A 13,278-nucleotide genomic window follows, 5' to 3' on the forward strand; every position below is an offset into this window, starting at 1 on the left:
AAGCGTGCGCAGCGAGACGAAGGGGGTCGGGCGATGGCGGCAGCGCCGGCGCGCCCCCGCGCACTGCGTGGATGGCGCGCTGTCCTCGATGGCGGCTGGGATGCGGTGCGCGACCTCACGACGTCGTCGCCGGCACGGTTCGCCGTCATGGTGTTCGTCGCCCTGATTCTGCTTTTCACGGCGCTGTTCTCGCTGCCGGCCGCCGCCGCCGACGGTCAGCGCACACCGCTTGCCGACGCCCTGTTCTCGGCCGTGTCGACGATCTGCGTGACGGGCCTGGCCACCGTCAACATGTACTCGCACTGGTCACCCCTCGGCCACGTGATCACGTATGTCGGCGTCAACGTGGGCGCGTTGGGCGTCCTGACCCTCGCCTCGATCCTGGGCCTGGTCATCTCCAAGCGCTTGGGCCTCCGCGCCAAACTCATCGCGGCAGGTGACTCCAATCCCATGCGCGTGCACGGCGGCCCGGTGAACGAGGGCCAGACGGTGCGGCTGGGCGAGGTCGGGCAACTGCTGGCCACGGTCGCCCTGTCGACCCTCGTGATCGAGGCGGGTCTGTCGGTACTCCTGTACCCCTCGCTCATCCTCGCCGGCATCGACCCGCTCGTGGCGCTGTGGGAGGCGCCGTACTACGCCGCGATGGCCTTCACCAACACGGGCTTCGTCCCGAACGCCGACGGCCTCGTGCCCTTCGCCGACGACTACTTCCTGCTGACGGTGCTGATGGCCGGCGTGTTCCTCGGTTCGATCGGATTCCCCGTCATCTTCACGCTGTGGAAGCACCACTGGCACGTCCGCCGGTGGTCGCTGCACGCCAAGCTGACCCTCATCACCACCGTGATCCTGTTCTTCGCCGGTGCCGGAGTCATCCTGCTGCTGGAGTACAACAATCCGAAGACATTCGGGAGCCTGGACGCGTGGGACACCACGTTCCAGGCGTTCTTCCTCTCGGCGATGACCCGTTCGGGCGGTTTCTCCGTCATCGACATCGGCGATCTGAACGGGTCGACCCTCATCGTCGGGTCGATGCTCATGTTCGTCGGCGGCGGGTCGGCCTCCACCGCCGGTGGGATCAAGGTGACCACGCTCGCCGTCCTGGCCCTGGCCGTGTGGTCGGAGGCGAAGGGCCGACCGTCCGTCGAGGCGTTCGGCCGCCGCATCCCCAGCGACGTGCAGCGCGTTGCCCTGTCGGTCGTCGCGTGGGGCGCGACCATCGTCGCGCTGTCCACCGTGACGATCGGTCAGATCACCCAAGCCCCGATCGAAGAGGTGCTCTTCGACGTCATTTCCGGGTTCGCCACCGTCGGGCTGTCGACGGGGCTGACCGCCGAGCTTCCCGACCCCGCCAAGTACGTCCTCGCGGTCACGATGTTCATGGGCCGCATTGGTACAGTGACACTCGCCGCGGCGGTGGCTGCGACGTCCCGTTCGCAGCTCTACTCGCTGCCGGTGGAAAGGCCCATCGTTGGTTGACCGCATCCGCAGCGACGCACCCGTCCTCGTCATCGGCCTCGGACGGTTCGGCGCGGCCTGCGCCGGCGAGCTCGATCGCCTCGAGCGCGATGTGCTCGCCATCGACGACAGCCTCGAGCTCGTCCAGAAGTGGTCGGAGCGCGTCACCCACGCCGTGCAGGCCGACGCGCGCAACATCGACGCGCTCAAGCAGATCGGCGCGCAGGATTTCCAGGTCGCCGTCGTCGCGGTGGGGTCGCTGATCGAAGCATCCGTCCTCATCACCGCGAACCTCGTCGACCTCAAGGTGCCGCAGATCTGGGCGAAGGCGGTGTCCCAGGCGCACGGCAAGATCCTCGCCCGCGTCGGGGCCAACCACGTGATCTATCCCGAGCGCGAGGCCGGCGAACGCGTGGCGCACCTCGTCAGCGGGCGGATGCTGGATTTCATCCGCTTCGACGACGACTTCGTGCTCGCCAAGATGTACCCGCCGAAGTTCATCCGTGGCGTCGGACTGAACGAGTCCGGCGTGCGCACGAAGTACAACGTCACGGTCGTCGGAGTGAAGAGCCCCGGCCGGCCGTTCCGTTACGCCGAGGCGAACACGGTGGTCACCAACCACGACCTCATCATCGTCTCGGGGACGAACTCCGACATCGAGCGCTTCGCGGCTCTGGACCGCTGACGGGCCGTTCCCTCAGCCGCCGTCAGGCGCCGGCGGCGAGCTCGCGCGCCCTGGCCAGTGCCGCATCGGTCGCGCGACCGAAAACACCCGCGAGATCAGCCTCCTGCAGCACGGTGATCGCCCGCTCTGTGGTCCCCTTGGGGCTGGTGACGCGGCGGCGGAGCTCCGCAGGCTCTTCGTCCGCAGCATCCAGCAGCGCCGCAGCGCCGATGAACGTCTGCTCGGCCAGCAGCCGCGCTTCGGCCTCGCCGAAACCCTTGGCCACGGCGGCCTTGGTGAGTTCCTCGACGAGGAGGAACACGTAGGCGGGACCGGACCCGGAGATCGTCGACAGTGCGTCGATCTGTGACTCCGGCACCTCCACGACCGCGCCCACCGTCTCGAACAACCGCCGGACGATGGCGATGTCGTCGGGGGATGCGGCGGCATCGGCCGCGATCCCCGTGACGGCTTTGCCGACCACGGCGGGGGTGTTCGGCATCGACCGGAGCACGACGGGGCCGGGGCCGAGGATGTCGACGAACGTCGCGATCGGCACCCCGGCGGCGAGCGACACGACGATCGCACCGTCGCGCAGGTGCGGGGCGATCTCGCGGAGCAGGTCCGGGACCATCCCCGGCTTGACTCCGATCAGGACGATGTCGGCCGACGCCGCCGCATGGAGGTTGCCGTCGGGCTGCTCTTCCAACGCGACGCTGGTGACCCCCTCCAGGCCGGAGAGGTCGGCGGCCTTCGCCGCGGTGCGGTTGGTCGCGGTGATCGACGGAGCAAGCCCCGAGCGGACGAGTCCTGCGAGGATCGCACCCCCCATCGATCCCGCGCCGAGGATCGCGATGTCGGGCAGGGGCGTGGGAGATGGCGCGGTCATGGCGCCATCCTAAGGTTTCGCTCGGTGCCCCCGTTCGGGCTTCGCTCGCACGCACGCCCGGCGCGTTCCGTCGCGTCGGGGCCGGAGATATAGTCGAATCGCAGGTGTCCCGACGCCTGCGACGAAGTGCGGAGGATCTCCCCATGACCGTGTTCGACGGCATCGTTTCGCGTCGCATCGAGACGTCCCGACTGAGTGTGAACGTGCTCGAACGGGAGGGCGACGACCCCGCCACCCCGGCCGATCGCACCGTGGTGTTCGTGCACGGCACCGTCGGGTCATCCCTGTTCTGGCAGGAGATCCTGCAGGACCTGCCGAGTGACCTCCGCGTCGTCGCGGTCGACCTCCGTGGCTACGGCGGCACCGAGAACGTCCCGGTCGACGCCACCCGCGGCGTGCGGGACTTCAGCGACGACCTCGCGGCGACCTTCGACGCGCTCGGCATCGAGACCGCGCACCTGGTCGGCTGGTCGCTCGGCGGGGCGGTGGTCCTGCAGTACGCCCTCGATCACCCGGCGCTGACCCTCACCCTCCAGGCCCCGATCTCACCCTTCGGTCTCGGGGGGACGCGCCGAGATGGCACGCGCCTCACCGACGAGGGTGCCGGGACGGGCGCGGGAACGGCGAATCCCGACTACGTCCGCCGCCTGGGTGCGGGAGACACCACCGACGAGGCGGAGACCTCTCCGCGCAGCGTTTTCCGCGCCGAGTACGTCGCCAGCGGGTACTCCAGCGCGCACGAGGACGTCTGGGTCAGCGCGATGCTCGCCACCTCGACGGCGTCGGGCAACTACCCCGGCGACATCGTGCGAACGGCCACATGGCCGGGCTACGCAGCGGGCACGGCGGGCGTGCTCAACGCGCTCGCGCCCACGTACTTCGACGTCTCCGGCATCGTGGAGCTCGCCGACAAGCCGCCTGTGCTGTGGGTGCACGGCGAGGTGGACGCCATCATCTCGGATGCTTCGATCACCGACCCGGGCAACCTCGGTCAGCTCGGCATCCTGCCCGATTGGCCGGGCATCGAGATTGCGCCGCCGCAGCCGATGGTGGCGCAGACGCGCGATGTTCTCGACGCGTACGCCCGGGCAGGCGGCAACGTGACCGACATGCTCCTGCCCGGTGTGGGGCACAGCCCGCACCTCGAGGCGCCGGCGATGTTTCGCCACGCCCTCCTGACCCGCATAGGCTACGTCGGTACCCCCGCAGACCCGGCCCCTTCCACGGAGGCCATTATTCTTCGATCGGCAGACTGAGTATGAGTGCATCTGGTGGCAACCGCGCCATCATCGCCGCGTTCCTCGCGAACATGGGCATCGCCATCGCGAAGTTCATCGCCTGGATCGTGTCAGGTTCCGCGTCGATGCTCGCCGAGGCGATCCACTCCCTCGCCGACTCCGGAAACCAGCTTCTCCTTCTGCTCGGCGGACGCCGGGCGCGGCGTCAAGCCGACCGGGAGCACCCGTTCGGGTACGGCCGGGAGCGGTACGTCTACGCGTTCGTCGTGTCGATCGTTCTGTTCTCCGTCGGCGGTCTCTTCTCGATCTACGAGGGCGTGAACAAGCTCTCGCACCCGCATGAGCTCGAGAACGTGTGGATCCCGATCGTGGTGCTTGTGGTCGCCATCGTGCTGGAGTCGTTCTCGCTGCGCACGGCGATCGTGGAGAGCAACCACGTGCGCCTGCCCGGGCAGTCCTGGGTGTCGTTCGTGCGTCACTCCAAGGCTCCGGAGCTGCCCGTCGTCCTCCTCGAAGACATCGCGGCTCTGATCGGCCTGATCTTCGCGTTGAGCGGTGTGGGACTGGCGGCGATCACCCACAACCCGATCTTCGACGCGATCGGCACCCTGTTCATCGGGGCGCTGCTGATCCTCGTCGCGATCGTCCTGGGGATCGAGACGAAGAGCCTGCTCGTCGGAGAGGGCGCCACCGACGCCGACCACGAGCGCATCGTGACGGCCATCGAGAACGGCCCCGAAGTCGACCGCATCATCCACGTCAAGACGCTGTACCTCGGGCCCGACGAGCTGCTCGTCGCCGCGAAGGTCGCCCTTCCCGCGGCGGAGACGCTCGCCGATGCCGCCACGAGGATCGACACCGTCGAGCAGCGGATCCGCGCGGCCGTGCCGGTCGCCCGCGCGATCTACCTCGAGCCCGACGTCGACCGGGCCCGGGTAGGCGGCCCGGAGGGACCGGCGGGTTCGGCCACGGCGGACCAGACCGGCACGGCCTGACAGGCGGGACCGGTGGAGTACTGCGTTTTCACCGAGCCTCAACAAGGCGCGACGTACAGCGACCAGCTCGCTTTCGCTCAGACCGCCGAACGTCTCGGCTTCGCCGGTTTCTTCCGTTCCGACCACTACCTCGCCGGCGAAGGCCCGGGGCTCCCCGGCCCGACCGATGCCTGGACGACACTGGCGGGCCTCGCCCGCGAGACTAGCCGCATCCGCCTGGGGACGCTCGTGTCCCCGGTGACGTTCCGCCTCCCGGGCCCGCTGGCGATCCAGGTGGCGCAGGTGGACGACATGTCGGGCGGGCGGGTCGAGCTGGGCCTCGGCGCCGGCTGGTTCACGCGCGAGCACGAGGCCTACGGCATCCCGTTCCCCGACAAGCGCTTCGGGCTGCTCGAGGAGCAACTCGAGATCATCACCGGGCTGTGGGCGACCCCTGTCGGTGAGTCGTACTCCTTCTCCGGTGCGCACTACCGGCTCACCGATGCGCCGGCCCTCGCGAAGCCGGTGCAGCGGCCGCTGCCGATCATCATCGGCGGGGGCGGAAAGCGCCGCACACCGGAGCTGGTCGCGCGGTACGCCGCGGAGTACAACATCGGTTTTCCGACGGATGACGGGATCGGCGAACGCATCGACAACCTGCGCGCCGCGTGCGAGCGGGTCGGCCGCGACCCGGGCAGCATCCGCCTCTCGATCGCGATGTCCACGATCGCCGGGGCGAACGACGAGGAGATCGCGCGGCGGGCGGCGCGGATCGGGCGCACGGTGGGGCAGGTGCGCGACGGCACGAACATCGTGGGCGGCCCGGAGGAGATCGCCGAGCGGATCGCGGTGTACCGGTCGCACGGCATCGAGCGCGTCTACTTCCAGTTCCTCGATCCGCGGGATGTGGAGCACGTGGAGTACCTCGGCACCGAGGTACTGCCGCACCTCCCCCGCTGACCCGCGTCGACTCGCCAAAAAACGTGCAGTTTCGCGCGGAAATCCGACGTTTTGTGGCGAGTCGACGGGCGGGTTAGCGGCGTGACGTGAAGAAGCGCCGGAGCAGGGCGGTGGATGCATCGGCCTCGACACCCGCCACCACCTCCACGCGGTGCGGCAGCCGGCGGTCGCGGACGACGTCGTACACCGAGCCGGCCGCTCCCGCCTTGTCGTCCCACGCGCCGTACACGAGACGCGGCACGCGGGCCTGGAGCACCGCCCCGGCGCACATGACGCACGGCTCGAGAGTCACCACGAGGGTGCAGCCGGCGAGGTGCCAGGTGCCGAGGGATGCGGCGGCCTGCCGCAGCGCGACGATCTCGGCGTGCGCCGTCGGATCATGCGTGAGTTCGCGGAGGTTGCGTCCTTCGCCGATCACCGCCCCCGCCGCATCCGTCACCACAGCCCCGACCGGAACATCGCCGTCGGCCTCCGCCTGGGCTGCGAGAGTGAGCGCCCGGCGCATCGCGGCGAGGTCGGCGGGCGGGACGGTCATGCGGCTCCGAGGTACGGACGGGATCGAGCGGATAGATTGAGCCTATGCGTGTGCACGTCGCCGACCATCCCCTCATCACTCACAAGCTCACAGTGCTGCGCGATGTGCGTACGCCGTCGCCGGGGTTCCGGCAACTCACCGAGGAGCTCGTGACGCTCCTCGCCTACGAAGCCACCCGGAATGTGCGCGTCGAACCGTACGCGATCCAGACCCCCGTGACCATGACGACCGGTGTGCGCATCAGCGAGCCGCGCCCGCTCGTCGTCCCGATCCTGCGCGCGGGCCTCGGCATGCTCGATGGCATGGTGAAGCTGCTCCCCACCGCCGAAGTCGGGTTCCTCGGCATGGTGCGCAACGAAGAGACGTTCGAGCCCACCACCTACGCCGAGCGCCTCCCCGACGACCTCAGCGACCGGCAGTGCTTCGTGCTCGACCCGATGCTCGCCACCGGCGGTTCGCTGGGCGCGGCGATCGACTTCCTCTTCCGTCGTGGCGCGCAGGATGTCACCGCGATCTGCCTCCTCGGCGCACCCGAGGGGGTCGCGGCCATCGAGAAGCAGGTCGACGGACGCGACGTCACCCTCGTCCTCGGGGCGCTCGACGAGCGCCTGGACGAGAAGGGGTACATCGTGCCGGGGCTCGGCGACGCCGGCGACCGCCTCTACGGCACCGTCTGACCCGCTACCCGCCCGCCCGCCCGCTTCTGGGAGAAACCACGATCCGGACGAGAAACGACGCGAGGCGCCGTTTCTCGTCCGGAATCTCGTTTCTCGCGGAGGGGACCGGGCGTCAGGCGGAGATGAGCGAGGGCGTCGCGACGTCGGCGCCCACGAGGCGTGCGAAAGCGCTCAAGCGTGCCACGCCCTCGGGCGTGCGCGGCAGGTCGTCGAGGAGGCCGGGCGAATACACGAGGTACGCGGCCTGCATCGCCCGCGACAACGCGACGTTGATGCGGTTGCTAAGCAGCAGGAACTCGGGTCCGCGCGGAGCATCCCGCCCGGACGACGCGGCGAGCGACACGATCGCCACCACCGCCTCCTGACCCTGGAACCGGTCGACGGTCCCGACCGGAACGGTGGGGAAGCCGGCCGCGGCAAGAGCCTCCTCCACCGCGACCTGCTGCGCGTTATAGGGCGTCACCACGATGATGTCTTCGGGCCGCAGCGGCCGGGACGGCAGCATCCGCACCTGGCCGTCGTCGCCGGTCTCGGTGGCCGTCCAGGTCCGTCCGACGAGGTCGGTGACGAGCCGCACGACCTCGGCTGCCTCTTCGGGCGAGGATGTGGCGTTGCCGGAATGCCGGAGGGCGATGGGATGGACGCCCGCCTCGATGCCGTCGAGCACGCGCAGAGCCGTCGAGGGATGCGACGCGAGCTTGCCCTCATACGACAGCCGTGACACCGGCTCGGCGACGCGCGGGTGCATGCGCCAGGTGCGCGAGAGGAAGTATCCGTACTCGGGCGGCACGACCTCGGCACCATCCATCACCCAGCCGAGCGCGGACGTGTCCACCGGCTCGGGGTGCGTGCCCTGACTCACCTGCGGCAGCTGCTGCGGGTCACCTAGGAGCAGAAGGCGGGGCGCGGCGAGCGACACAGCGATCGTCGAGGCGAGGGAGAACTGGCCCGCTTCGTCGATGACGAGGAGGTCGAGGCTTCCACGCGGAATGCGGCCCTCGTGGCTGAAGTCCCACGCGGTACCGCCGACGACGAATCCTCCGATGGCGTGTTCGGCCGTGTAGGCGGCGAGACCGTTCCGCGGGAGCGCCGTGAAAGACGGCGTGCACTCGGGGTCTTTGGGGGTCTTCGCCACGAGCGCTGCCGGTACGCCGGCCGCGACGACGCGGTCGAGCATGTGCTCCACGACCGCATGGGACTGAGCGACCACCCCGACCTTGAACCCGCGTTCGGCGACGAGACGGGCGATCACGTGCGAGCCGACGTACGTCTTCCCGGTGCCCGGAGGCCCTTGCACCGCCAGGTAGCTGCGGTCGAGGTCGGCGACGCTGCGGACGATCGCCGCGACGTCATCGCCGGCCGACGGCGTGAGCCCGCCGGGCTCGCCCTGAGCCTGCCGCAGCGTGCGGGGCGGGCGGCGCAAGAGGATGTCGGTCGCCGCGTCCGCCGGGAGGACCGGTGCGGATGCCAGCACGCCGTCCGCCCACGCGTCGATGGCCGCCTGCTGATTGCCCGCGCGCGGCGGAGCGGCGGGCGTGAGGGCGAGGGGCAGCTCGTGCCACGTGAACCCCTCGACCGCGGTCTCCTCGAGGATCGCGCCGTCGTCGAGCACCTCGACCACGCGCACCCACCGCGCACCGTGAATCCAGCGCGGGCGCGCCTGGTACGGGAAGGGGACGGGCAGCTCGTACACGGCGAACGGTTCCCCGCCGGTGGACAACCGCGTGCCCGGGGCGAGCTCGCCGCGCAGCTCGAGCGTGCGGCGCTCGCCTCCCTTGCCCGACTCCGGGAAGTGCCAGTCCTCCACCACGCGCGACCGAGCAGCATCCACCACCATGACGTCGCGCGTGTCTTCCCACACCGACACGGGTTCGCGCAGGCGCAGGAAATGTGTCGCCCAGAACGATTTCGCCTCGCGCGGGTAGTAGTCGATCGCCGCGGCGCCCAGGCGCAGGGCTCCGGCGTCCGACTCCGGCGCCTGGGCCGCCCAGCGCTGCAGCGCGGTCGCGCGGGGTGACTCGTCGTAGGTGACCTCGTCGGGGTCGAGTCCCTGAGCGGGACGGAGGCCCGCCTCGCGGGCGCGGTCGACGAGCCAGTCGCGCAGGCGCCGCGTCGAGACGCAGTCGTAGCGGTTGTAGTCGGCCAGGTCCGCGAAGATCGCCTCTGCCGCGGCCGCCTCGCCATCGGCCGCGAGCGCGCGTGCTTCGACGTACCGCACGATCGAGTCGTCGCCGCGCTGCACGTCGGACGTCCGCACCTCATCGCCCATGTAGAGCGGCTCGAGCTTCTTGATGGAGTAGGAGCGCGAACCGACCCGCAGCGCGCGACGGACGATCGGGTACAGGTCGACGAACACCCCCTCGCGCAGCAGCCGGTCGACATCGGCCTCTCGTACGCCGTAGCGCGCAGCCATGGTGAGCAGATGCGTCGGCTCGTACGGCGCGTAGTGGTAGATGTGCATGTCGGGATGCTGTTGCCGGCGCAGGGCGATGAGATCGAGGAAGCGCTCCAGCGCCTCCTTCTCCGCGGCGAAGTCGTGCGCCCAGAGGGCGGAGTACTGCTCCTTGGTGTCGACCCACCCGAAGAGGTAGTCCAAGCCCCAGTGGGCACCTTCCCCCTCGGTGTACAACGGGTCACCCTCGAAGTCGAAGAACAGGTCGCCGTGATCGGGCCGGGGCAGGGCGCCCAGCGCCTTCGGCGCGACGACCTCGTACACGGGGACGAGCGGCGCGCTTCCGACCGTCTCATCGGGGGCCGGGCTGCGCAGCTGCAGCCGCGCCTGCGTCCGCAGCGACCCGAAGGTGTCGACGCTCATCCCCGCCGGCGGCACGTCAGCAGCCGCGAGCGCGTCGATCGTGTCGAGGCCGGCGGCGGCGAGGCGCGCGCGTTGCACGGGGCGCATTCCGGCGACCAGCAGCAGGTCACGGGAGGCGACGACCTCCATCTCGCACGTGGCGCAGCGCCCGCACGCCACGACGCCCAGCTCACCACGGGGGTCGCCCCACGGGATGGGGGCACCCGCGGCACCCAGCTCCACGCGACGATCGGCGATGAGCGCCCGCAGCCGCGCGCGGCGCAACGCGAAGACCGGCAGCAGGTCGTCCACGTCGTGCGAGCTGACCGTGCCGTCGCCGAGGAGGAGCTCGACACGATCGGAGCGCGGCACCCCGAGGCGGTCCAGCTGATCGACATATGCCGCCAGCTGCATGAGAGCGGTGACGCGCGCGCGGCGCGCGAGCTTCGTGTCCTGCACGAGCCACCGGCCCCCGCGTGAATCCGTCGAAGCGGGGTGCGCTGAGCCTGACGAAGCGGGGTGCACTGAGCCTGACGAAGCGTCGCGCACCAGGAAGTCGGCGAACCCCACGAACTCGTCGGTCGCGAACGCCGCCTGGTAGACGACGTCGGCATCGGAGGCGAGAGCCGCGCGCGTGCGGTCCACCGCGTCGCTCAGCGCCGCCGCATCCGATGACCGTGTCTCGGGGATCTCGACGACGCCGGAACCGAACTTCTCGCGGTACATCTCCAGAACCCGGAGCTCGTGCGCCGTGCCGAGGCGTCCCGCGCGTTCCAGCGTCGGATCGTCCGGGTCCTCGACGGCCTCGACGCGCCCGAGCTTCGCGTCGATGGCACGCAGCCACGCGAATTCGCACTCGGCAGCCGCCTTCAGGTCGCTCGCGCTCCAGACGATCCGGCCTTCGTTCCCGATGTACCGCATGTTCCCCTTTTCCGTCTTCGACACTAGCCGCGGCCTCCGACGTCAATCCCCGCCGCCGGCCGGAGGCGCACCTGCCAGGATGGGACGGTGAGCACGACGCTTCCCTTCGACAACGCGTACCGGCATGGGTTCGCCCGGATCGCGGCGTGCACCATTCCGATCTCGATCGCCGACCCGGCCACCAACGCCGAATCGGTTCTCGCCACCGCGCGGGAGTGCGACGCCGACTCGGTCGCCGTGGCTCTGTTTCCGGAGCTGTGCCTGAGCGGGTACGCCATCGACGATCTCGTGATGCAGGACCCCGTGCTGGATGCGGTGGAGGCCGCCGTGCTGCGGCTCGTCGAGGAGTCGGCCGACCTTTTCCCCGTCCTCGTCGTCGGTGCGCCGCTGCGGCACCGCAACCGCCTCTACAACTGCGCCGTCGTCATCCACCGTGGCCGGCTCCTGGGGGTGGCGCCCAAGTCGTACCTGCCGACCTACCGGGAGTTCTACGAACGCCGCTGGTACGCCCCCGGCGACGACCAGTCGGGCCAGCACATCGTGGTCGGCGACCTCGAGGCCCCGTTCGGACCGGACATCCTGTTCGAGGCGCAGGATGTGCCCGGTCTCGTGGTGCACGCCGAGGTGTGCGAAGACATGTGGGTGCCGGTGCCACCCTCATCGAAAGCGGCTCTCGCCGGTGCCACGGTGCTGCTGAACATGTCGGGCAGCCCCATCACGATCGGCCGCGCCGATGACCGCACCCTGCTCTCGCAGTCCCAGTCACTGCGCTGCATCGCGGCGTATGCGTACGCCGCGGCGGGTCAGGGCGAGTCGACGAACGACCTGTCGTGGGACGGGCAGACCATGATCTACGAGGGTGGCCAGCTCCTCACGACCTCCGAGCGCTTCCCCGATGGACCTCGCCGCAGCGTCGCCGACGTCGACCTCGACAAGCTCCGGCAGGATCGCCTGCGCCAAGGCACCTTCGACGACAACCGCCGCACGTACGATCCCGAGTTCCGGACGGTGCCGTTCGACCTCGACCCCCCCACGACGGATATCGGCCTGCGCCGGTCGCTCGACCGCTTCCCGTTCGTTCCCGATGACCCCGCGCGACTGGCGCAGGACTGCTACGAGGCGTTCAACATCCAGGTGTCGGGCCTGGAGCAGCGCCTCACCGCGATCGGGGGGCCCAAGCCCGTCATCGGTGTCAGCGGAGGCCTGGATTCCACCCACGCCCTCCTCGTCGTGGCGCGGGCGATGGATCGCATGGGCCGGCCGCGGAGCGACATCCTCGCCTACACGCTCCCGGGCTTCGCCACGAGCGACCACACCAGGGAGAACGCCATCGCGCTGGCGACAGCCCTCGGAGCATCCATCGAGACCATCGACATCCGTCCCGCCGCCGAAGAGATGCTCCACCGGCTCGGGCACCCGTTCGCGTCGGGCGAGCCGGTGCACGACGTCACGTTCGAGAACGTGCAGGCGGGCCTGCGCACCGACTACCTCTTCCGGCTCGCGAACCACCACGGCGGACTCGTCATCGGCACGTCCGACCTGTCCGAACTCGCGCTCGGCTGGGCCACCTACGGGGTCGGCGACCAGATGAGCCACTACGCCGTCAACACCGGCGTGCCGAAGACGCTCATCCAGCACGTCATCCGCTGGGTCATCTCGGCCGGCGAGGTGGATGAGGCGAGGGACGTGCTGCAGTCCGTCCTCGACACCGAGATCAGCCCGGAACTCGTGCCGGCGGGGCAGGACGGGAAGATGCAGTCCACCGAGGACCGCATCGGACCCTACGCGCTGCACGACTTCACGCTCCACCACATCCTGCGCTTCGGATTCCGGCCGTCGAAGATCGCGTTCCTCGCGCACGAGGCGTGGAAGGACGCCGAGGCGGGCGAGTGGCCGCCCGGCTTCCCGGAGGCGGACCGCTACGCCTACGACCTCCCGACGATCGCGCGCTGGCTCGAGGTGTTCCTGAAGCGCTACTTCGCATTCGCGCAGTTCAAGCGCTCCGCCATCCCGAACGGGCCGAAGGTCTCCCCCGCGGGGTCGCTGTCGCCCCGGGGCGACTGGCGTGCCCCGTCCGACGGCAACGCCCGGGCGTGGCTCGCCGAACTCCACGCCGCGCTGCCCGAGGTCTTCCCCTCCTGACGCCCGCCTGACGTTCGCCCCAGGTCCGC

At 70.1% G+C, this 13,278-nt stretch carries 10 protein-coding genes; 7 read left to right on the forward strand and 3 right to left on the reverse strand.

Annotated elements, in window-relative coordinates; genetic code table 11:
• Positions 1-33 precede the first annotated feature (33 nt).
• Entirely contained in the window at positions 34-1,476 is a 1,443-nt protein-coding gene (locus tag AC4FS2_RS11570; RefSeq protein WP_491156708.1) for a TrkH family potassium uptake protein, read from the forward strand.
• Positions 1,469-2,140, forward strand: coding sequence for a potassium channel family protein (locus tag AC4FS2_RS11575; RefSeq protein WP_491156707.1), 672 nt, complete (start codon positions 1,469-1,471; stop codon positions 2,138-2,140). Before AC4FS2_RS11570 ends, AC4FS2_RS11575 begins: the two co-directional genes overlap by 8 nt.
• 22 nt (positions 2,141-2,162) lie before the next feature.
• On the opposite strand, the gene proC is transcribed toward AC4FS2_RS11575, so the two are convergent.
• A complete protein-coding gene (gene proC, locus AC4FS2_RS11580) occupies positions 2,163-3,008 on the reverse strand; it encodes a pyrroline-5-carboxylate reductase (RefSeq protein ID WP_491156706.1) in 846 nt (281 codons plus the stop codon).
• A gap of 143 nt (positions 3,009-3,151) precedes the next feature.
• On the opposite strand from proC, the gene AC4FS2_RS11585 reads away from it, so the two are divergent.
• Genes AC4FS2_RS11585 through AC4FS2_RS11595 form a run of 3 tightly spaced genes read left to right on the forward strand, consistent with a single transcriptional unit; the run spans position 3,152 to position 6,180 of the window.
• Positions 3,152-4,264: an alpha/beta fold hydrolase gene (locus AC4FS2_RS11585; protein ID WP_491156705.1), complete on the forward strand. Its 1,113-nt coding sequence runs from the start codon at positions 3,152-3,154 to the stop codon at positions 4,262-4,264.
• Positions 4,265-4,266: 2 nt separating this feature from the next.
• Positions 4,267-5,241 (forward strand): cation diffusion facilitator family transporter, encoded by a 975-nt coding sequence (locus tag AC4FS2_RS11590; RefSeq protein ID WP_491156704.1) that lies wholly within the window; start codon positions 4,267-4,269, stop codon positions 5,239-5,241.
• A 12-nt stretch (positions 5,242-5,253) separates the two neighbouring features.
• The gene (locus AC4FS2_RS11595) at positions 5,254-6,180 is read left to right on the forward strand and encodes an LLM class F420-dependent oxidoreductase (protein WP_491156703.1); all 927 of its coding nucleotides are present in this window, start codon (positions 5,254-5,256) and stop codon (positions 6,178-6,180) included.
• 73 nt (positions 6,181-6,253) lie between these two features.
• On the opposite strand, the gene tadA is transcribed toward AC4FS2_RS11595, so the two are convergent.
• Positions 6,254-6,715, reverse strand: a complete 462-nt coding sequence (tadA, locus tag AC4FS2_RS11600) for a tRNA adenosine(34) deaminase TadA (RefSeq protein ID WP_491156702.1) — start codon at positions 6,713-6,715, stop codon at positions 6,254-6,256.
• A gap of 44 nt (positions 6,716-6,759) precedes the next feature.
• Between tadA and upp the strand changes: the two genes are divergently transcribed.
• Complete coding sequence (upp, locus tag AC4FS2_RS11605; protein ID WP_491156701.1) at positions 6,760-7,392, forward strand: uracil phosphoribosyltransferase; 633 nt, start codon at positions 6,760-6,762, stop codon at positions 7,390-7,392.
• A 112-nt stretch (positions 7,393-7,504) separates the two neighbouring features.
• On the opposite strand, the gene AC4FS2_RS11610 is transcribed toward upp, so the two are convergent.
• Entirely contained in the window at positions 7,505-11,107 is a 3,603-nt protein-coding gene (locus tag AC4FS2_RS11610; protein ID WP_491156700.1) for a TM0106 family RecB-like putative nuclease, read from the reverse strand.
• Positions 11,108-11,194: 87 nt separating this feature from the next.
• Between AC4FS2_RS11610 and AC4FS2_RS11615 the strand changes: the two genes are divergently transcribed.
• Positions 11,195-13,249 carry an NAD(+) synthase gene (locus tag AC4FS2_RS11615; RefSeq protein ID WP_491156699.1) on the forward strand — a complete coding sequence of 685 codons (2,055 nt, stop codon included), beginning with the start codon at positions 11,195-11,197 and terminating at the stop codon, positions 13,247-13,249.
• Positions 13,250-13,278: the final 29 nt, after the last annotated feature.

This window comes from Microbacterium sp. Z10_103 (assembly GCF_058310455.1).